The sequence below is a fragment of the Streptomyces amritsarensis genome, from assembly GCF_001953875.1.
Classification (GTDB): domain Bacteria; phylum Actinomycetota; class Actinomycetes; order Streptomycetales; family Streptomycetaceae; genus Streptomyces; species Streptomyces amritsarensis.
The window spans coordinates 43,737-63,478 of record NZ_MQUR01000037.1 but is presented as its reverse complement, the minus strand read 5'-3'; the positions used below and the strand labels follow the sequence as shown (position 1 = coordinate 63,478).

Sequence of the window (19,742 nt, the reverse complement as noted above, 5' to 3'; positions counted from 1 at the left end):
GTTCGAACCCTTCGACTTCACGTAGCCGTTGATCGACGGCGAGGCGCCGATGAAACCGATGTCGAGGGAGCCGCCGTTGAGGGCCTCGATCTCGGACGGGCCGGCGTTAAAGGACTGCGGCCTGATCCTGGTGCCGCCGAGTTCCTGCTGGATCAGGCCTTCCTGCAGACCCACCAGGGCGGTGGCGTGCGTCAGGTTCGGGAAGTACCCGATGCGGACCTCGGACGCCGACAGCCTCTTGCCGCCCGCGGCCGAGGCGTTCGCCTTCTCACCGGCTGCGTCCTGCGCCTGGGAACCGTAGCCGCAGGACGCGAGCGCGCCGATCAGCAGCGGCAGGGAAGCGGCTGCGGCGAGGCCGCGGCGCAGGGACGTGCGGAGGGTACCGGTGTCAGGCACGGGAGGGCTTCCTCTCACCGCGCCGTCGTTCTACGGCGCGGGTCTTCTTCTGTGGATCGGGGGCGGGAACGGCTCGTGGCGGGCGCTCATCGCGCACATCGCGCCACCCCTCCCTGGCCGCTGCCGAGGGCGCCGCTGCCGACACGGCCGCCCTCCTTCGCGAAGGTCGCATAGAGATCGGTGAACACGGCCTAGAAGTCCCAGCCCTCGTCGTCCGGCTGGACGGCCGTCTCGGCCTGGGAGGCGAAGGACTCGCCCGCCATGCCCGCCGCCAGGGTGGTGCCGTCGGCCGGGTCGATGAGCAGGAACGATCCGGTACGGCGGGAGTCGGCGTACGCGTCGAGCGCGAGGGGCTCGGCGGTACGGACGACCACGAGGCCGATGTCGTTGGCCACCAGCTGCCCGGGCTCCGGGTGCTGGGACAGGTCGTCCAGGGTCAGCCGCGACGGGATCTCCTTGACGATCGCCTTGACCGTGCGGGTCGTGTGCTTGAGCAGCACCCGGGCGCCCACGGACAGCGGCTGGTCCGCCACGTGGCAGACCGTCGCGACGACGTCCTGCGTGGTGGCGGGGGCCTTCGCGGACGGCGCGATCAGGTCGCCGCGCGAGATGTCGATGTCGTCCTTCAGCCGCACCGTCACCGACTGCGGAGCCCAGGCGATGTCCACCGACTCGCCCAGCGCGTCGATGCCCTCGATGACGGAGGTACGCCCCGACGGCAGGACCGTGACGGCCTCGCCGACACGCAGCACGCCGGAGGCGATCTGGCCCGCGTAGCCCCGGTAGTCGGGGTGCTCCGCGGACTGCGGGCGGATCACGTACTGCACCGGGAAACGCGCCGGGCAGGCGGTGAGGTCGTGGCTGACCGGGACGGTCTCCAGGTGCTCCAGCACCGTCGGGCCGCCGTACCAGTCCATGTTCGCGGACGGCTCCACCACGTTGTCGCCGGCCAGGGCCGAGATCGGGATCGCGGTGATCTCCGGGACGCCCAGGTCCGAGGCGTACGCGGTGAACTCCTCGGCGATCGCCGCGAAGACCGACTCCTGGTAGCCGACGAGGTCCATCTTGTTCACGGCGAGGACCACGTGCGGGACGCGCAGCAGCGCCGCGACGGCCGCATGCCGGCGCGTCTGCTCGATCACGCCGTTGCGGGCGTCGACGAGGACCACGGCCAGGTCGGCCGTGGAGGCGCCGGTCACCATGTTCCGGGTGTACTGCACGTGCCCGGGGGTGTCCGCCAGGATGAACCGGCGGCGCGCGGTGGCGAAGTAGCGGTACGCGACGTCGATGGTGATGCCCTGCTCGCGCTCGGCCCGCAGGCCGTCGGTGAGCAGCGCCAGGTCGGGGGCCTCCTGGCCGCGCTGGGCGGAGACGGCCTCGACGGCCTCCATCTGGTCGGTCAGGACCGACTTGGAGTCGTGCAGCAGCCGGCCCACCAGGGTGGACTTGCCGTCGTCGACGGAACCGGCGGTCGCGAAGCGCAGCAGGGTGGTCGCCGCGAGGTCGTCGAGTCCGCCGACCTGATCGGTGGTGCTGGTCATGTCTAGAAGTACCCTTCGCGCTTGCGGTCTTCCATCGCGGCCTCGGACATCTTGTCGTCGGCGCGGGTCGCGCCCCGCTCGGTGAGGCGGGAGACGGCGATCTCGGCGATCACGGCGTCGAGCGTGACGGCGTCGGAGTCGACGGCGCCGGTGCAGGACATGTCACCGACGGTGCGGTAGCGCACGAGCCGCCTCTCGGGGGTTTCGTCCTGCTTGGGGCCGCCCCATTCGCCGGCGGTCAGCCACATGCCGTTGCGCTTGAAGACCTCGCGCTCGTGGGCGAAGTAGATCTCCGGCAGTTCGATGCCCTCGCGGGCGATGTACTGCCACACGTCCAGCTCGGTCCAGTTGGACAGCGGGAAGACACGCACGTGCTCGCCCGGCGCGTGGCGGCCGTTGTAGAGCTGCCACAGCTCGGGCCGCTGGCGGCGCGGGTCCCACTGGGAGAACTCGTCGCGCAGGGAGAACACCCGCTCCTTGGCGCGGGCCTTCTCCTCGTCGCGGCGGCCGCCGCCGAACACGGCGTCGAACTTGAGGCTCTGGATCGCCTCCGTCAGCGGGACGGTCTGCAGCGGGTTGCGGGTGCCGTCGGGGCGCTCGCGCAGCTTGCCCGCGTCGATGTAGTCCTGGACGGACGCCACGTGCAGGCGCAGCCCGTGCTCGGCGACGGTGCGGTCGCGGTACTCCAGCACCTCGGGGAAGTTGTGGCCCGTGTCGACGTGCAGCAGCGCGAAGGGCACCGGCGCCGGCGCGAACGCCTTCAGCGCCAGGTGCAGCATGACGATGGAGTCCTTGCCGCCGGAGAAGAGGATCACCGGCTTCTCGAACTCGCCCGCCACCTCGCGGAAGATGTGCACGGCCTCGGACTCGAGGGCGTCGAGGTGCGACAGCGCGTAGGGCGCGTCCGTCTCTTCGTGGACGTGTGCGACGGTCGTCGTCATGCCAGACCCCTCTCGGTGAGCAGCGCGTGCAGGGCCGAGGCCGACTCCTGCACGGTCTGCGTGTGCGACTCGATACGGAGGTCCGGGGACTCCGGAGCCTCGTACGGGTCGTCGACCCCGGTCAGACCGGAGATCTCGCCCGCCGCCTGCTTGGCGTACAGACCCTTCACGTCACGCTCGGAGCACACCTCGACCGGGGTGGCCACGTGCACCTCGAGGTAGTCCGTCGCCGCGGCGGCGTGCCGCGTGCGGACGGCCTCGCGGCTGTCCGCGAAGGGCGCGATCACCGGCACCAGCGCCTTGACGCCGTTGCTCGCGAGGAGTTCGGCGACGAAGCCGATCCGCTGCACGTTGGTGTGCCGGTCCTCGCGGCTGAAACCGAGGCCGGCGGAGAGGAACTCGCGGATCTCGTCCCCGTCGAGCACCTCCACGCGGTGGCCCTCGGCGCGCAGCCGCTCGGCCAGCGCGTAGGCGATGGTGGTCTTGCCCGCGCTCGGCAGCCCGGTCAGCCACACGGTGGCGCCCTGGTCGCTCACGCTCATCTGCTCTGTCTCCGTAAGTTCTTCGCTGGTCGTCATCAGCCGTGCAGTCCGCACTCGGTCTTGCCCCGCCCGGCCCAGCGGCCGGACCGCGCGTCCTCGCCCTCCGCCACACGGCGGGTGCAGGGGGCGCAGCCGACGGAGGCGTAGCCGTCCATCAGCAGCGGGTTGGTGAGTACGCCGTGCTCGGCGACGTACGCGTCCACGTCGTCCTGCGTCCAGCGGGCGATCGGCGAGATCTTGACCTTCTGCCGCTTCTCGTCCCAGCCGACCACCGGGGTGTTCGCCCGGGTCGGGGACTCGTCGCGGCGCAGGCCCGTCGCCCACGCGTCGTACGCGGTCAGGCCCTCTTCCAGCGGCTTGACCTTGCGCAGCGCGCAGCACAGGTCGGGGTCCCGGTCGTGCAGCTTCGGGCCGTACTCGGCGTCCTGCTCGGCGACGGTCTGACGCGGGGTCAGCGTGATGACGTTGACGTCCATCACCGCGTCGACCGCGTCCCGGGTGCCGATGGTCTCCTCGAAGTGGTAGCCCGTGTCGAGGAAGACCACGTCCACACCGGGGAAGACCCGCGAGGCCAGGTGCGCGACGACCGCGTCCTCCATGGAGGAGGTCACGGCGAACTTCCCGCCGAAGGTGTCGGCCGCCCAGCGCAGGATGTCCTGCGCGGAGGCGTCCTCCAGGTCACGGCCCGCCTGCTCGGCCAGCTCCTTGAGCGTCGCGGCCTTCAGAGCGGCGTTCTTGAGACTCGCGTCTTGAGTGGTGGTCATATCTCGTCCCCTCCCGCTGGACCCGACTGCACGCCCCGGGCCAGCAGCCCGAGGTACTTCAGCTGGAAGGCCCGGTTGCAGGCCCTGCACTCCCACGCGCCGTGGCCCGTCTCGTGGGGGAACAGGTCCTCGTCGCCGCAGTAGGGGCAGTAGAACGGGGCGGCTCGCTCGCTCACGAGAGGCTCTTCTCGTCCGCGCGGGCGACCCACGCCGCGAAGCGCTCGCCGTCCTCGCGCTGCTCCTCGTAGCTCTTGACGACCCGCTCGACGTAGTCGGGCAGACCGGCCGAGGTGACCTTGAGGCCGCGGACCTTGCGTCCGAAGCCGGCCTCCAGGCCGAGGGCGCCGCCCAGGTGGACCTGGTAGCCCTCCACCTGGTTGCCGTCGTCGTCCAGGACCAGCTGCCCCTTGAGACCGATGTCCGCCACCTGGATACGGGCGCAGGCGTTCGGGCAGCCGTTGATGTTGATGGTGATCGGCTCGGCGAAGTCCGGCAGGCGGCGCTCCAGTTCGTCGATGAGCGAGGCGCCGCGCGCCTTGGTCTCGACGATGGCCAGCTTGCAGAACTCGATGCCGGTGCAGGCCATCGTGCCGCGGCGGAACGGGGACGGCTTGACCCGCAGGTCCAGCGCCTCCAGCGCCTCCACGACCGAGTCGACCTTGTCACCCTCGATGTCGAGCACGATCATCTTCTGCTCGGCGGTGGTGCGCAGGCGGCCGGAGCCGTGCTGCTCGGCGATGTCCGCGATCTTGGTGAGGGTGGCGCCGTCGACGCGGCCCACGCGGGGCGCGAAGCCGACGTAGAACCTGCCGTCCTGCTGCTGGTGGACGCCGACGTGGTCGCGCCACTGGCCGGAGGGCTGCTCGGGCGCGGGGCCGTCGGTCAGCTTCCGCTTCAGGTACTCGTCCTCCAGGACCTGGCGGAACTTGGCCGCACCCCAGTCGGCGACGAGGAACTTCAGGCGGGCGCGGGTGCGCAGCCGGCGGTAGCCGTAGTCGCGGAAGATCGAGATGACGCCCTCGTACACGTCCGGGACCTCGTCGAGCGAGACCCAGGTGCCCAGGCGCACACCGAGCTTGGGGTTGGTGGACAGGCCGCCGCCGACCCAGACGTCGAAGCCGGGACCGTGCTCGGGGTGGTTCACGCCCACGAACGCGATGTCGTTGATCTCGTGCGCCACGTCCAGGAGCGGCGAGCCGGAGATCGCGGACTTGAACTTGCGGGGCAGGTTGGAGAAGTCCTTGTTGCCCACGATGCGGCGGTAGATCTCGTCGATCGCGGGCGTGCCGTCGATGATCTCGTCCTGGGCGATGCCGGCGACGGGCGAGCCGAGGATGACGCGGGGGGTGTCACCGCAGGCCTCGGTGGTGGACAGGCCGACGGCCTCCAGGCGGCGCCAGATCTCGGGGACGTCCTCGATCCGGATCCAGTGGTACTGCACGTTCTGGCGGTCGGTGAGGTCGGCGGTGCCGCGCGCGAACTCCTCGGAGATCTCGCCGATGACGCGCAGCTGCTCGGTGGTCAGCCGGCCGCCGTCGATGCGCACGCGCAGCATGAAGTACTTGTCGTCCAGCTCCTCCGGCTCCAGGATCGCGGTCTTGCCGCCGTCGATCCCGGGCTTGCGCTGGGTGTAGAGGCCCCACCAGCGCATGCGGCCGCGCAGGTCGTTGGGGTCGATCGAGTCGAAGCCCCGGTGGGCGTAGATCGTCTCAATGCGTGTCCGCACATTGAGACCGTCGTCGTCCTTCTTGAACTGCTCGTTGCCGTTGAGAGGCGTGTGGTGTCCGACGGCCCACTGTCCCTCGCCGCGGTGACGGCCGGTCTTGCGGCGCGCGGCGGCTGCGGCGGCGGGCGCGGGCGTTTCGGGGGTGGCGGCCATGGCGGTACGTCCTTCTTGGGCGGCTCAGGGCAGGGGCAGGTGAAGCGGGCGGGGTGGCGTGACCCCTGGACGCTGAGCGGGTGCGGCTGATGGCCCGTGCCTTGCCGGGGTGACCGGCGGACAGGGCGGAATTCGGCCTTCAGGGGACTGCGATGATCGACACTTCCACGGCGGCGATGCCGGGATTGCGGCGATGTGCGGCGGTTGCTGGTTCCGTCAGCACGCCGGACAGATGGCGCTGGACATGCGGCCGAGGTCGACGTGCCGCCGACTCACCAAGGCAATTCCAGCTCCATTCATGGCGGAAGCGTGTCATGGGCCGATTGGAGGAGTCCACTACTGTCCACGATACGGACGAACTCGTCCCGCATGCCGAGACGGCGTGACGGGGGTCACCCTTGCCCCGGCCGGGCGGTGCGGGGTTTTCCGGGTGCGGCCGGTGGCCGCCTCTGCCCTGGCCGGGCGGTGCGGTGGTTTTCCGGGTGCGGCCGGTGGCCGCGCCTCAAACGCCGGCGGGGCTGGATGGTGCGGCGGTGGTTTCGGGGTGGGGCGGTGCCCCTCCGGAGGCTCTCCTCGGCTCGCCGCGTGCGGCCCCGGCTCGAACGTACGGCCCTGATTGAGCCTCGTCCGGGGTGGGCGGGACTGGCCCGGTGGGGGTGTGGGGACGGTGGGGGGTGTCCCCGCAGGACGAGCGCGCGACCAGGGCCGTACGTTCGAGCCATGGCCGCACGCGCCGAGCCGAGGAGACACCCCCCGGCGGCCCCGCGCCCCCACCCCCTTGTCCCGCTCCGCCCCAGGACACCACCCAGCCCCGCCGGCGTTTGAGGCGCGGCCACCGGCCCGCACCAGGAAAAGCTGGGCACCGCCGGGCCAGGCCAAAGGCCCCGCCCGGCCAGGGCAGAGGCCCGCACCGGCCCGCACCCGGAACCCCCCGCACCGCCCCCGCAGCCCGAAGCTGGGCCGGGGCCGGACCATCCGCAGAGCCCGCGCAGCGGCTACGCTCCGGGCCAGGGCCCCGGCGTCGGCGTCTCTTCCTTCTGCTCCGTCTCCGTCTTGAAGACCTTGAAGCCCCGCCGCTGGTAGTTCGCCATCGCCGTCGGCCCGTCCTGGCTGCACGTGTGCACCCACACCCGGCGGGTGGCCTCGCGCTGCGGCCAGCGCGAGGCGAGGTCCCAGGCCCGTTCGACGCCGACGGTCAGCAGGTGCCCGCCGATGCGGCGGCCGCGGAAGTCGGGGAGCAGGCCGAAGTACATGATCTCCACCACGCCGTCGTCCTGCGGGTCGAGCTCCACGTATCCCGCCGGCGTGCCGCGGTCGTACGCCACCCACGTCTCCACGCCCGGCCGGTCGAGCTGCTCCACCCACTGCGCGCGGGTCAGGGACAGCCGGTCCGTCCAGTGGATGTCGCCGCCCACCGACGCGTAGAGGAAGCGGCTGAACTCGGGGGAGGGGACCTCCGACCGCACGACGGATATCTCCGGGCCCGCCGGAGCGGCCGGGACGAGGTCCGCCGGAGAGGTCATCTCCAGCGACCAGGTGGTGAGGGTGATGGTGCTCATGCAGCTCAGGGAATCATGCCGGGTCCCGTCCGGCCCAGGCGGGCCCGGACCACCGCCGGGGCCGTGGAGTGGGGGAGCAGCGCGGCCGGGTCCTCGGGGCGGATCAGCTCCACCTCCACGTCCTCCGCGAACCGGTACGGCCGGTGGGCCAGGACGCCCGCGAGGTGGCGGCGTACGCGCGACAGCTCCGCCCGGACCGTCACGGTGCGCGTCGGGTCGCCGAACACCTCCGCGGCCAGCTCGGCCGCCGAGCGCCCCCGCGGGCTCTCCGCCAGCAGGAACAGCAGCTCCGCGTGGCGCGGGCTCAGCTCCTGCGACCAGCTCCCGGAGGACCCGTACACCGTCGCCGACCACGACCCCGCCCGGCTGACGTCCAGGACGACCCGGGTCGCCGCCGTGCCCGCACGGTCCTGCGCGATCCGCAGCAGCCAACCGCCGGGCAGCGGCTCCGCCACGCAGTCGCCGAGCTGCGGCACCCACACCCGGCCCGGGGCGAAGTCCTTCGGCAGCGGGATCCGGTCCGCCGGGGCCAGCCCCGTCACCGCGGCCGTCCAGCCGTGCGGGTCCACGGCCAGCGCCCGCCCCGGCAGCCGGGCCAGCAGCGGGGCCGCCACCGTCCGCAGCCGCTCCAGCGACTCCAGGTGCCGGATCCGCAGCTCCCGTTCCGCGAGCCGGGCCACCGAGCCCACCCAGGCCAGCGTCGCCGGGTGCATGGTGGCCAGCGGACCGCTCACGTCGACCACGCCCAGCAGCCGCCCGTCGCGCGGGTCCCGCACGGGAGCCCCCGCACAGGTCCAGTCGTGGTGGCTGGAGACGAAGTGCTCCGCCGAGAACACCTGCACCGGCCGCCGCGCCACCAGGGCGGTCCCCACGCCGTTCGTGCCGACGACGGCCTCGTCCCAGTCCGCGCCGACCGCGAAGCCGAGCCGGTCCGCCTTGCGCAGGATGGAGCTGTGGCCCTCCCGCCACAGCAGCCGCCCGTCCGCGTCCGCGACGACCATGATGTGGAGGGCCCCGTCGAGCGCGGGCAGCAGGCCCTCGCGCAGGACGGGAAGCACCTCCCGCAGCGGGGAGACGTGGCGCCGCTCCTCGGTCTCGGCGGCCGACAGCATCCGCGAGCGCGCGTCCCGGTCGGGGTGCACACCGCCGGCCAGCATCCGGCGCCAGGACTCCGCGATCTCCGGCCGGGGTGCGGCCGGCGGGCGGTCGCCCGCCAGTGCGGCCGCCCGCACCCCCTTGAGCAGACGCGTGGCCTCCCGAGGGTGCATGGCCGAGATGCGTGCCACATCGACCGTCGTGCCTGTGGTGTCGGCCACCGGAACCTCCCCGTGCGAACAGGACGTACGACGCCGGCCGCCCGGCGGTCCCCAGCCGCCCGTCGGGGGCGCTTCCCCGGCGCCCCCGACGGGCGGCTGCCGACTCAAAGGGTGCAACGGTATGCAACTCTCGCCAAGTCCCGGTCGTCCGACCGAAAATGTCCGGACGTCGCCCGAGCGGCGTGAACAGCTCCTCCTCGGGGCTTCGGTTCAGGGGTGGTGCCGAGTCGGCGCGGCGCCACCCCTGTCCCGGTCGACGGGCCCGGATCCCGGCTCGGAGCGGTTTGGGGACCGCAGGGGAGCCCGACGGGGGCTCCTCCCTAGCCTGTGATCCGCGCCCGTTCCACGACCGCGCGCAGGTCCAGGCTGTGCGGCAGCGTGCCGAAGGCCGCACCCCAGTCACCGCCCAGCCGCGACGCGCAGAACGCGTCCGCGACCTCCGGGGGAGCCCACCGGACCAGCAGCGATCCCTGGAGCACCAGGGCCATGCGCTCCACGACCCGGCGGGCCCGCGCCTCGATGCCCGCCAGATCGGCGAGATCCGTCAGCAGGTCCTTGATGGCCGAATCCAGCCGGTGGTCGGCGCCCCGGGCCAGGCCCACTTCCTGGAGGAAGGCGTTCAGCGCCTGCGGCTCCCGCTGGAGGGCGCGCAGTACGTCCAGGGCCTGGACGTTGCCGGAACCCTCCCAGATGGAGTTCAGCGGGGATTCGCGCAGCAGTCTCGGCAGCCCGGACTCCTCGACGTAGCCGTTGCCGCCCAGACACTCCAGCGCCTCGGCCACCATCGGCGTACAGCGCTTGGTCACCCAGTACTTCGCGGCGGGCACGGCCAGGCGCAGGAAGGCCTTCTCCTGCTCGGTCCCGGCGTCGTTGGCGGCGGCCAGGCGCAGTGTCAGCGTGGTGGCGGCCTCCGACTCCAGGGCGAGGTCCGCGAGCACGTTGCGCATCAACGGCTGGTCGATGAGCAGCGCTCCGAAAGCAGAGCGGTGCTCCGCGTGGTGCACGGCCTGCGTCAGCGCCTGCCGCATCAGCGCGGCGGAGCCGATGACGCAGTCCAACCGGGTCGCCGCGACCATCTCGATGATGGTCCGCACCCCGCGGCCCTCCTCGCCGACCCGCCGCGCCCAGGTCCCGTCGAACTCGACCTCGCTCGACGCGTTCGACTTGTTGCCCAGCTTGTCCTTCAGCCGCTGGATCGCGAAGACGTTGCGCGTGCCGTCCTCCAGCACCCGCGGCACCAGGAAGCAGGTCAGCCCGCCCGGAGCCTGCGCCAGCACCAGGAACCCGTCGCACATCGGCGCCGAGCAGAACCACTTGTGCCCGGTCAGCAGGTACTCGCCGGACGCGTCCAGCGGTACCGCGGACGTCGTGTTGGCCCGTACGTCGCTGCCGCCCTGCTTCTCCGTCATCCCCATGCCGAAGAGCACGCCGGCCTTCTGCGCGGCCGGCCGCAGCCCCTCCTCGTACACGTGGGAGGTCAGCCGCGGCTCCCACTCGGCCGCGATCGCCGGATCGGCCCGCAGCGCCGGCACAGCCGCGTGCGTCATCGACACCGGGCAGCCGTGGCCGGCCTCGGCCTGCGACCACAGGAAGAACCCGGCGGCCCGGCGCAGGTGCCCCGCGGGCCGCCCCCAGGCGTCGGTGAGCCCGGCGCCCACCGCCTGCCCGAGCAGCCGGTGCCACGCAGGGTGGAATTCCACCTCGTCGATCCGGTGCCCGTACCGGTCGTGAGTGCGCAGTTTCGGAGGGTTGTCATTCGCCTGCGCACCCCATTCCTGGGCCTGCGCGGAACCGGCCGCGCGCCCGAGGTCCGTGAGCTCCTCCCGTACCTCGCCGAGGAGTTCGGGATCCGCGGACGCCAGGTGACGCTCGACGCCCTCGGCCAGGGCCCGATCGCCGTTGTAGACATCGTGGCCCACCAGGGGCGGGGCCTGGTTGCTGACTGTGTGGGTGGTGGCTGCCATGCGGATACCGTAAGGACGTGCAGCCAGCAAAAGAAACACCCGAGCGGATCCCAGGACGGCTCCACCGGGCCCGCGCCCTCTACCGCAACGTATCGAAGCGGAAGATGGGCTGGCTGCTGTTGAAGGACACCGTCAACTCGTGCATCGAGTACCGGATCCTCGGTCTCGCGGCCGAGGCGGCGTTCTTCACCCTGCTCTCCCTGCCCCCGCTGTTCCTGGGCCTGCTGGGCCTGCTCGGCTACGTCGACGGATGGACCGACACCCGCACGGTCGAGAGCATCGAGGAGAACATCCTGCGCGCGGTCGGCACGGTCCTGTCCGACCGCGGCGTCAACGACATCGCCAGACCCCTGCTGGACGACGTCACCCGCAGCGGCAGACCCGACCTGATCTCGCTCGGCTTCGCCTTCGCCCTGTGGTCGGGATCCCGGGCCGTCAACGTCTTCATCGACACCATCACCGTCATGTACGGGCTCGACGGGCACCGCGGCATCGTCAAGACCCGGCTGCTGGCCTTCCTCCTCTACGTCATCGCCCTGCTGATCGGCGCGATCGTGCTGCCGCTGATGGTGGTCGGGCCGGACGCCGTCGTCCGGCTGGTCCCGTGGGGCACCGAGGTGATCGCCGTCCTGTACTGGCCGACCGTGACCCTGTTGTCCATCGCCTTCCTGACCACCCTCTACCACGTGTCCGTGCCCGTGCGCTCACCGTGGATCGAGGACGTGCCGGGTGCGCTGGTGGCGCTGGCGATGTGGGTGCTGGGCTCGTTCCTGCTGCGGATCTACCTCACCAACACGGTGGAGGGTCCGACCATCTACGGTTCCCTCGCCGCGCCCGTCGCCGTCCTGCTCTGGATCGGCATCTCGGCCTTCGCGGTGCTCGTCGGCGCCGCCGTCAACGCCGCCATCGACCGCGTCTGGCCGTCGGTGGCGACGGCGGCGGCGCGCGAGGCGAACGAGCGGATCCGGGAGGCGGAGGCCGCACAGCTGGTCGCGCGGGCCGCCGCGTGGCGGGCGATGGCGGAGGGCGAGTCGGAGGACGACGAGGACGAGGGCATGCCGTCGGAGTTCCCGGAACGCTGGTCGAAGTTCCTGCCGCCCGAGGACTACTCCTCGCGCCTGCGCAAACACTGACAGCCGGGTCGGCGGACCGCGGGACCGCCGGATCGCCGGGGCGCCGGACCGCCGGGGCGCGGGGGCGGCTCGGTCCCCGGCCCGCCGGCCGGCATCGGGCGACGCCTGCCGGTCCGCTTTCCCCGGTAGGCTTCCGGCGTGAAAAGCGCGCACCATGCGATACGGATCCGACCGGGCGGCCCGGCGGACGCACCGGCCCTGCTGGAGATGCTCGACTCCGCCGTGGCCTGGATGAACGCCCGCGGCAACACCGAGCAGTGGGGCACGATCCCGTACTCGCAGCGGCCCGGCGGCACCGAGCGGGTCGAGCGCTACACCACCGAGAACACCCCGTACGTCGCGGAGCTGGCCGGAGTGCCCGTCGGAGCCCTGGTGCTGGACTCCGGGCCCAGCCCGCAGCTGCCGATCGCGCCGGCCGGGGAGCCCGAGCGGTACGTGCGGCTGCTGGTCTCCGACCGGCGGTACGCGGGCCGGGGCATCGGCGCGGCCCTGCTGGCGCACGCCGCCGAAGAGACCCGGCGGGCCGGCATCGCCCTCCTGCGCGTCGACTGCTGGGCGGGCGGCGGGGGTGAACTGGTCGCGTTCTACGTGCGCAGCGGCTTCACACCCACCGAACCCTTCCTGTCCGGGGACTGGCCGGGACAGGTGCTGGCCCGGCGGCTCGACGGAGCACCAGGCTGAGCACCAGGCCGGGCACCGGGTCGAGCACGCGGCTGAGGATGCGGAAAGCGGCACGGAGAGCGTGAGGGAGAACCCCTCGGGAACCTGCGCCCTGCCCCCGGGTGGACGCGGTCGGCAAGCATCGGGACACCCTGCCGCTCGCAGATCCGGATGATCTCGTCGAGGCGGCCGGTCCGCCCGGCAGCCACCGAACGACCGCGCCCCCTGCCGGCACGGTTCACGCTCTGGCAGGGGGCGCGGCGTGGGCGCTCTGGCGTCAGCCGAGGGGGAGGCGGTCGTTCAGCCAGCCGGTGGCCGCCCCGTTGTCCCGGACCACCAGGTAGTCGCTGCGCCTGTCTCCGTCGAGGTCGGCGAAGTCGATGTTGTCGCGGAGGGCACCGACCCCGGAGGCAACTTCACCGGCCCACTTCCACGCCCAGCCTCCACCTGCGGCGGGGCCGCTGTTCATCCAGGCGCGTACCTGCCCGTGGTCGCCTAGAACGAGATAGTCGACACGGTCGTCCCCATTGAGATCGACGAGCCGTACCTGATCACGGGTCGCGCCCACACCGGAGGCGACCTCACCCTTCCACCCCCACGCCCAGCCCCCGCCGTCGGCGGGCCCGTTGTTCAGCCAGGCCCGGGCGCGGCCTTGGCCGTCGACGACGAGGTAGTCGGCACGCTTGTCGCCGTTGAGATCGGCGAAGCGCACCTGGTCGCTTGCGGCGCCTACCCCGGAAGCGACTTCACCGGTCCACTTCCACGCCCAGCCTCCACCTGCGGCGGGGCCGCTGTTCATCCAGGCGCGCGCCTTGCCCTGGTCGTCGACCACCAGATAGTCGACACGGTTGTCGCCGTTGAGATCAGCGAGGCGTACCTGATCGCGGGTCGCGCCCACACCGGAGGCGACTTCGCCGCTCCATTTCCACTTCCAGCCGCTGCCGGGAGCGGGGCCGTCATTGAGCCAGGCGCGGATTCGCCCCTGGCCGTCGATGACGAGGTAGTCGTCCCTGCCATCGCCATTGAGGTCGGCCCACCGCAGGTCGGATCGGGGAGCGCCGACCCCGGAGGCGACGGTGCCCTTCCAGTCCCAGCCGTCATCTGTGGCCGGGCGCTGCGTAGCGCACGGGGACGGGTCCTGCGGACGCGGGCGAGCTATCCAGCCATCGCTCATGGCCTGGTGGATTCCCCTGTAGAAGGCGTTGGCCATCTTCTCGTAGCCGAGGGCCTTGGGGTGCAGCCAGTCGTTGAGGTCTTCGGGCGTGAGGGCGTTCATGTCGACCAGCCGCACATGGTCACCGGCGGCCCGGAAGCTGTTGACGATGCCGGGGATTGCGGCGTTGTACCGCTTGATCCGCTCGTTGACTTCCGGGGTGGAGGACGGCACCAGTGTGGCGACCAGGACGGTGGTTTCCGGGGCGGCACTGACGATCTTGGTGATCAGTGTGCGCAGCCGGGCGGGCGCCTGGTCCACGTCTACGTTGCCGTTCATGTCGTTGGTGCCGATGTGCAGGGTGACCACGTTCGGCCGGTACCTGGCCATGGTGCAGTTGGCGATGGCGTCGATCTGGCCGATGCTCCAGCCTTTGTGCCCTTCGTGGTCTCGGTCAGGGCCGGTGCCCGACTTCACCGTTCCGGCGAAGTCCAAAGAGCGCAGATCGTGTGCGAGGAAGTCCCACAGCCGGCCCCTATAGCTTGAGCCGCCCTGCGCGCCGACACCATAGGTGATGGAGTCTCCCAGGGGGAGCATCCGTATGTCGGTGGTGCTGGCTGTTGTGGGGAGTTGGGGCAGGCCCCGCTTTTTCAGCTCGTCCTTGACTGCGCCCACGCCGAGCCCGGAACCGATGGTCCAGTCTCCGGGCTGGGTGTTCTGACCGGGAAACTGGCCGTCGGTACCGGGGTCGGGGTCCGGCTGCGTGGCGTTTCCGCCCGCACCGTCCGAGCCGGTGTTCGCGGGCCCGTTCTCGTTCCCGTCGCGGGCGCAGTCCAGCAGTGCGGTCACCATGCCACCCGCATCCCCCACAACTGCCTGCCGCTCCATCTCCTCCTCGCAGCGGGCAAGGTGATCGTTGAACCGTTGGAAGTCGTCCCGGTTGGCCATGCGGTTGTCCTGCGCGCCCCGCTCGGTCTGCACCGCGCTGAAGTGCTCGTAGTCGAATCGGGACAGCAGGCGGGCACAGTCCCGCGCGGCGTCGGTGAAATCATCATCGTTCAGCACCGCTTGCAGGTCGGCCGGTCCCAGCAGGCCGTCGGGGCGGGCGTCGCCCGCCTCATCGAACTCTTCGAAGTTCCAGCCGGTGGTGGTGGTGCGTACCAGGTTGGTGGTGCATTCCCGCAGCTCGACCACCTCGCGGTAGATCTGGTTGACGCGGGCGATCTCGACGTTGCCGATGAACACGTTGCCGTTGCCCGGGGCGGTCAGCCCCTCAACGGCGTTCTCGTGGATGATGATTCGGTCAGCGACGAAGGTGTTGTTGCGGTAGATGCCCGCATTTCCCAGATACAGGTTCCCTCCCTCAACCCGTACGGTGCTGCCGTTGAAGAAGCTGTAGGCGTTGCCCACGATGTTGTAGGCGGCGCGGTCGGTACCCCATCGGCAGTTGATGACGTTGATGACGCTGCCGCAAAAGGTCACCGGCCGGTCAGCTGCGCGAGCTGTCGGCAGCGCCGCGCCTATCGATATGAGTAGTGCCGCCACCAGGGCCAGCACCGCCGTTCTCATGGTTCTCGACCACGCCACAGCCGCCCCCTTCGCCATCTCCCATAGTCCGCGGCGTCTCAACTGCCCCTGCTCTCCACCAGATTGCAGGGGCCGCCGTTCACTACCGGTGAAGCTACCGGCGGCGCCGGCCTCTGTGTGGAGAGCCGACCTTACGGAGTCCTTACCGAATGCGGGAGCGTGAGGGCGGGCTCGGCGCGCCACCGGCCCGGAGCTTGCGCGCCGCGTCGGAGGTCCGGAGCGGCCGTCGGCGTCGTGCCGGTGGGGCCCCGAATTTATCGGTGGTGCCGTGTCCTGGGGTGCGGCTATGGTTCTGCTCGTTCCGCGGCGCGGTTGTGTCGTTGCCGAGGGCGCGGTGTTGGTTCGTCGAGAAGAAGCAGGAGGTGAGGACATTGATGACTGTCACGGTGACGGGCTCTGCCCGCATTCAGGAGTTCATCGTTCCCACCTCTGTGGTCTCCGGCTGACACCCACTCGATCCGCGCTCAAAAGCGCGCCGCCGGGGCCACCCTTCGAAGGGTTCCCCTTGTCCGACGCTTCGCTCCACCCGTTTTCCTCTTCCGCCGTCCAGCACCCGCTCGCCGTCTACGGCTGGGACGAGGGCTGGGAGGCCGAGTTCACCCCGTACGCCGCCCAGGGCCTGGTCCCGGGCCGGGTCGTCCGGGTCGACCGCGGTCAGTGCGACGTGGCCACCCCTGACGGCGTCGTCCGTGCCGACACCGCGTTCGTCGTTCCCCACGACCCGATGAAGGTCGTGTGCACGGGGGACTGGGTCGCCGTCGACCCCGAGGGCAGCGATCCCCGGTACGCGCAGACGATCCTGCCTCGGCGGACCGCCTTCGTGCGGTCGACCTCGTCCAAGCGTTCCGAAGGCCAGGTGCTGGCCACCAACATCGATCACATCGTCATCTGTGTGTCGCTCGCGGTCGAACTCGACCTCGGGCGGATCGAACGGTTCCTCGCGCTCGCGATGGCCAGTTCGAGCGGTGACGCGCTGCTGCGCACGTCGGCCGACTCCTGGGCGTCGGGGGCGCAGCCCCTGGTCGTCCTCACCAAGGCGGATCTGGTCCCGGACCCGGTCACGCTCGGGCACCTGGTCCAGGACGTGGAGACCACCGCCCCGGGCGTCCAGGTCCTGACGGCCTCCTCCCACACGGGGGAGGGCACCGACGTCCTCGGTGCGATCGTCGCCTCCGGCACCAGTGTCCTGCTGGGCGTCTCCGGCGCGGGCAAGTCCACCCTGGCGAACGCGCTGCTCGGCACGGACGCCATGGAGGTTCAGGCCATCCGTGACGTCGACGGCAAGGGACGCCACACCACGACCACCCGCAACCTCCTCGTCCTGCCGGGCGGAGGGGTCCTCATCGACACCCCGGGCCTGCGCGGCGTCGGGCTCTTCGACGCGGAGGCGGGGGTCGGGCAGGTCTTCTCCGAGATCGAGGACTACGCCGCCGAATGCCGCTTCCACGACTGCGCCCACGAGGCGGAGCCGGGGTGCGCGGTGCTCGCCGCGCTGGAGTCGGGGGCGCTGCCTGAGCGGCGTCTGGAGAGCTACCGCAAGCTCCTGCGGGAGAACCAGCGGATCGTGGCCAAGACCGATGCCCGGCTGCGGTCGGAGATCCGCCGTGACTGGCGGCTGAAGTCGGCCGAGGGCCGGGCCAATTACTCCGCCAAGCGCGGCGGCCGGGTCTGACCCGCCCGTCCCGCCCCGGGCCGACCGGCCCGGGGCCGGACGGGCAGAGCCCCCGTGCGGCCACGCCGCCGTCCGATGGGAATACTCCGGTGATCAAGTGGCCGTTGCGTGTGTACTCTGGGCGAGCTTTCGAACCTGTTCAAGCCTTGAGAGAAAATGGGGGGCCGGTGCGCACTCGCCGACTCATAGTTTCCGCCGCCGTCATCGCGGCCGGTGCAGGACTCGTACCGGGCACGGCCCAGGCCGACGAGCCGGGCAAGGCCGAGGCGCACGGGGTGAGCGCTCCGGATGCGGCCCTCGGCAAGGCGGCGGCGTCGAACTTCGACACCTTCACGAGCGCCGCCGAGCGTACGGTCCGTCCCGCCGGCAAGGGCAAGGCGCAGGGGGCCGCCGCCACGGAGCCGACGGTCGGCCTGACCGCCAAGGGCACCAGCGCCCGCGGAATCAGCCTGGGCCTCGCCGTCGGTATCGACCCCGACGCCCAGATCTCGGCCTACATCGAGTGGGGCGACGGCAGCACCGACGTCTTCGACACCTACGGTCCCACCGACCGCACCGTGGCCCACTCCTACGCGGAGATCGGCGCCTACACGATCAAGGTCACCCTGAAGGACGCCACCGGCGACCGGGGCACCAACACGCTGGCCGTCGTCACGCCGGGTTCCGACTTCACGCCGTACGCGCCCACCCGCCTGCTGGACACCCGTAACGGCACGGGCGGGCCGAAGGCCAAGGTCCCGGCGTACGGCACCACCCGGGTGCAGATCTCCGGCAACGGCAACATCCCCACGGGGGTCACGGCCGTGGTGCTCAACGTCACCGCCACCAACACCACCAGCGGCGGGCACGTCACGGTCTGGCCGGCGGGCAGCGAGCGTCCGATCACGTCGAACGTCAACTTCACCAAGGGGCAGACCGTCCCGAACCTGGTGATCGTGCCGGTCGACAGGAACGGCTTCGTCAACCTCTACAACGGCGGCTGGGAGTCGGTCGACCTGATCGCCGACGTCACCGGCTACTTCACCCGGACCTCGTCCAGCGGCTACACCGCGCTGAACCCGACGCGCTTCGTCGACACCCGCAACGGCACCGGCACCGCCCAGGGCCAGGTCCGCGGGCAGAGCACCTTCAACGTCAGGTTCACCGGCCGGGACGGCATCCCGTTCGGCACCACCGCGGTCGCGCTGAACGTGACCGTCACCAACCCGCGCGAGGACGGCCACCTGACGGTGTTCCCCGGCGGGAGCACCGCCCCGAGCACGTCCAACGTGAACTTCCGCGCCGGCCAGACCGTCGCCAACTCGGTGATCGTGCCCGTCGGCCCCGACGGCACCGTCAACTTCCGCAACGGCGCGTGGAGCGGCACCGACGTCATCGTCGACGTCGTCGGCTACTACCACCCCGCCAGTTGGGGCGCCTACCTGCCCTTCGTCCCGGAGCGCCTGCTCGATACCCGTGACAGCTCGGACTGGGCGTGGGGGCCGCTGGAGGGCCAGGGCTACATCTACATGCCGCTGTCCACGCAGTACCCGTCCAACACGGCCTACGTGCTGAACACCACGGTCACCAACACCAGGGGCGAGGGGTACCTCACCGTCTCCCCGGACCCGAACTCGCTGAGCGCCTACAAGGGCGACTGGGCCACCTGGCCCACCCCGCCCAACTCCTCCAACCTGAACTGGAAGCGCAACGACACCGTCCCGAACCTGGTCCAGGCCGGCATGGGGAGCAACGGCATCGTCGACTTCTGGAACCGGGGCTGGGACGACATCGACCTCGTGGTCGACATCTTCGGCGTCTACCAGACGAACTGACGCGCAGGCAGACCCGCAACGCCACGGCGCCCCGCGAGCCGGACCCCCTCGGTCCGCTGCCGGGGCGCCGCCGGTTCCGCGCCGCGGCCGAGGGGGCGGCCTGGTGCCGTTCGGGGAACGCGGCGCCGCGTCAGGCGTCGGCCGCGGGGCGCGGGGCGCGGCGCATCGCCCACAGCACCGGGCCGCCTCCCGGCAGCCGGGCCTCCCCGAGCACGGTGAAGCCGAAGTGCTCGTAGAAGGGCAGGTTGTCGGGCTTGGAGGACTCCAGGTAGACCGGCAGGCCCGCCGCGTCGGCCTGGGCCAGGCCCGAGCGGAGCAGGGCCGCCCCGTGGCCCAGGCCCCGGGCTGCGGGGTCGGCTCCGACCACCGCGAGGTACCAGTGCGGCTCGGTCGGAGCGTGCTCGGCGGCCGACTCGACGGCCTCCCGGAACAGCGCGGCCCGGTCGCCGAGTATGTCCTGGAGCTCCCGGACGGTCTCCGCGTCGGGCACCGCCTTCGCCTGCCCCTCCGGCGCCACCCAGAAGGAGGCCGCGGCGTCGGTGCGCTCGCAGACGCCGTGGTGGACGTACTGGCGGGTGAACAGCGTGGTGAAGTACCGGTTCAGCCCCGCCTCGCGGGAGGCGCCGTCGGGGAAGAACCAGCGCATCATCGGGTCGTCGTCGAAGGCGGCGGCCAGGGTGCGGCCGACCATGCGGGCATCGTCGACCGTTGCCGTCTTCGGAGCGTTCGTCATGGGCATACGGGTCATTCTGCACCCTAGATGATCTTGTCCTGCGTGCCGGGTCCGACGTCGGTCCGCAAGGGCCGGACCTGGTGCTGTG

The 19,742-nt window shown here is 71.4% G+C and carries 17 protein-coding genes and 1 pseudogene; 4 read left to right on the top strand and 14 right to left on the bottom strand.

Features of this window, described 5'->3' with window-relative positions:
* From AVW11_RS17585 to AVW11_RS17540, 11 genes are all read right to left on the bottom strand, one after another.
* Window positions 1-396: ABC transporter substrate-binding protein (locus AVW11_RS17585; RefSeq protein ID WP_338058862.1), on the bottom strand; the 396-nt coding region annotated here is incomplete at its 3' end.
* A gap of 191 nt (window positions 397-587) precedes the next feature.
* Complete coding sequence (locus AVW11_RS17580) at window positions 588-1,937, bottom strand: sulfate adenylyltransferase subunit 1 (protein ID WP_060180888.1); 1,350 nt, start codon at window positions 1,935-1,937, stop codon at window positions 588-590.
* Window positions 1,938-1,939: 2 nt separating this feature from the next.
* Complete coding sequence (gene cysD, locus AVW11_RS17575; protein WP_030856049.1) at window positions 1,940-2,878, bottom strand: sulfate adenylyltransferase subunit CysD; 939 nt, start codon at window positions 2,876-2,878, stop codon at window positions 1,940-1,942.
* Complete coding sequence (gene cysC / locus AVW11_RS17570) at window positions 2,875-3,420, bottom strand: adenylyl-sulfate kinase (RefSeq protein ID WP_030856051.1); 546 nt, start codon at window positions 3,418-3,420, stop codon at window positions 2,875-2,877. The genes cysD and cysC overlap by 4 nt, the downstream gene beginning before the upstream one ends.
* Window positions 3,421-3,455: 35 nt before the next feature.
* Entirely contained in the window at window positions 3,456-4,184 is a 729-nt protein-coding gene (locus AVW11_RS17565) for a phosphoadenylyl-sulfate reductase (protein ID WP_030856053.1), read from the bottom strand.
* Window positions 4,181-4,360, bottom strand: coding sequence for a hypothetical protein (locus tag AVW11_RS17560; protein WP_030856055.1), 180 nt, complete (start codon window positions 4,358-4,360; stop codon window positions 4,181-4,183). Before AVW11_RS17560 ends, AVW11_RS17565 begins: the two co-directional genes overlap by 4 nt.
* Window positions 4,357-6,063, bottom strand: coding sequence for a nitrite/sulfite reductase (locus AVW11_RS17555; protein ID WP_060180890.1), 1,707 nt, complete (start codon window positions 6,061-6,063; stop codon window positions 4,357-4,359). Before AVW11_RS17555 ends, AVW11_RS17560 begins: the two co-directional genes overlap by 4 nt.
* Window positions 6,064-6,202: 139 nt before the next feature.
* On the bottom strand, window positions 6,203-6,379 hold the full coding sequence (locus AVW11_RS39430; RefSeq protein ID WP_158076142.1) for a hypothetical protein: 177 nt from the start codon (window positions 6,377-6,379) through the stop codon (window positions 6,203-6,205).
* 679 nt (window positions 6,380-7,058) lie between these two features.
* Complete coding sequence (locus AVW11_RS17550) at window positions 7,059-7,622, bottom strand: GNAT family N-acetyltransferase (protein WP_030856062.1); 564 nt, start codon at window positions 7,620-7,622, stop codon at window positions 7,059-7,061.
* 5 nt (window positions 7,623-7,627) lie between these two features.
* Window positions 7,628-8,890, bottom strand: a complete 1,263-nt coding sequence (locus tag AVW11_RS17545) for a GAF domain-containing protein (RefSeq protein WP_051700853.1) — start codon at window positions 8,888-8,890, stop codon at window positions 7,628-7,630.
* Between the two features lie 368 nt (window positions 8,891-9,258).
* Entirely contained in the window at window positions 9,259-10,902 is a 1,644-nt protein-coding gene (locus AVW11_RS17540) for an acyl-CoA dehydrogenase family protein (RefSeq protein ID WP_030856069.1), read from the bottom strand.
* Window positions 10,903-10,919: 17 nt separating this feature from the next.
* Here AVW11_RS17540 and AVW11_RS17535 point away from each other — a divergent pair, with 17 nt between their 5' ends.
* Together AVW11_RS17535 and AVW11_RS17530 are read left to right on the top strand one after the other, a co-directional pair.
* Window positions 10,920-12,035 carry a YihY/virulence factor BrkB family protein gene (locus tag AVW11_RS17535; RefSeq protein ID WP_030856072.1) on the top strand — a complete coding sequence of 372 codons (1,116 nt, stop codon included), beginning with the start codon at window positions 10,920-10,922 and terminating at the stop codon, window positions 12,033-12,035.
* A 207-nt stretch (window positions 12,036-12,242) separates the two neighbouring features.
* Window positions 12,243-12,716: a GNAT family N-acetyltransferase gene (locus AVW11_RS17530; protein ID WP_078095369.1), complete on the top strand. Its 474-nt coding sequence runs from the start codon at window positions 12,243-12,245 to the stop codon at window positions 12,714-12,716.
* A gap of 89 nt (window positions 12,717-12,805) precedes the next feature.
* Here the strand turns inward: AVW11_RS17530 and AVW11_RS39290 are convergent.
* Window positions 12,806-12,898: pseudogene (locus AVW11_RS39290) on the bottom strand (IS5/IS1182 family transposase); the annotation flags it as partial.
* 74 nt (window positions 12,899-12,972) lie between these two features.
* Window positions 12,973-15,405, bottom strand: coding sequence for an FG-GAP-like repeat-containing protein (locus tag AVW11_RS17525; protein ID WP_158076141.1), 2,433 nt, complete (start codon window positions 15,403-15,405; stop codon window positions 12,973-12,975).
* A 535-nt stretch (window positions 15,406-15,940) separates the two neighbouring features.
* Here AVW11_RS17525 and rsgA point away from each other — a divergent pair.
* Entirely contained in the window at window positions 15,941-17,107 is a 1,167-nt protein-coding gene (rsgA, locus tag AVW11_RS17520; RefSeq protein WP_030853776.1) for a ribosome small subunit-dependent GTPase A, read from the top strand.
* Between the two features lie 167 nt (window positions 17,108-17,274).
* Window positions 17,275-18,921 (top strand): hypothetical protein, encoded by a 1,647-nt coding sequence (locus AVW11_RS17515; protein WP_063898619.1) that lies wholly within the window; start codon window positions 17,275-17,277, stop codon window positions 18,919-18,921.
* 130 nt (window positions 18,922-19,051) lie between these two features.
* Here the strand turns inward: AVW11_RS17515 and AVW11_RS17510 are convergent, their stop codons facing one another.
* Window positions 19,052-19,669, bottom strand: coding sequence for a GNAT family N-acetyltransferase (locus tag AVW11_RS17510; protein WP_060180896.1), 618 nt, complete (start codon window positions 19,667-19,669; stop codon window positions 19,052-19,054).
* Window positions 19,670-19,742: the final 73 nt, after the last annotated feature.

What these genes read in the sequence shown, in the direction of transcription:
- AVW11_RS17580 (WP_060180888.1), bottom strand. Translation starts at nt 1,937, where the DNA reads ATGACCAGCACCACCGATCAGGTCGGCGGACTCGACGACCTCGCGGCG.
- cysD (WP_030856049.1), bottom strand. Translation starts at nt 2,878, where the DNA reads ATGACGACGACCGTCGCACACGTCCACGAAGAGACGGACGCGCCCTAC.
- cysC (WP_030856051.1), bottom strand. Translation starts at nt 3,420, where the DNA reads ATGAGCGTGAGCGACCAGGGCGCCACCGTGTGGCTGACCGGGCTGCCG.
- AVW11_RS17565 (WP_030856053.1), bottom strand. Translation starts at nt 4,184, where the DNA reads ATGACCACCACTCAAGACGCGAGTCTCAAGAACGCCGCTCTGAAGGCC.
- AVW11_RS17555 (WP_060180890.1), bottom strand. Translation starts at nt 6,063, where the DNA reads ATGGCCGCCACCCCCGAAACGCCCGCGCCCGCCGCCGCAGCCGCCGCG.
- AVW11_RS39430 (WP_158076142.1), bottom strand. Translation starts at nt 6,379, where the DNA reads ATGACACGCTTCCGCCATGAATGGAGCTGGAATTGCCTTGGTGAGTCG.
- AVW11_RS17550 (WP_030856062.1), bottom strand. Translation starts at nt 7,622, where the DNA reads ATGAGCACCATCACCCTCACCACCTGGTCGCTGGAGATGACCTCTCCG.
- AVW11_RS17545 (WP_051700853.1), bottom strand. Translation starts at nt 8,890, where the DNA reads ATGCACCCTCGGGAGGCCACGCGTCTGCTCAAGGGGGTGCGGGCGGCC.
- AVW11_RS17540 (WP_030856069.1), bottom strand. Translation starts at nt 10,902, where the DNA reads ATGGCAGCCACCACCCACACAGTCAGCAACCAGGCCCCGCCCCTGGTG.
- AVW11_RS17530 (WP_078095369.1), top strand. Translation starts at nt 12,243, where the DNA reads ATGCTCGACTCCGCCGTGGCCTGGATGAACGCCCGCGGCAACACCGAG.
- AVW11_RS17510 (WP_060180896.1), bottom strand. Translation starts at nt 19,669, where the DNA reads ATGACCCGTATGCCCATGACGAACGCTCCGAAGACGGCAACGGTCGAC.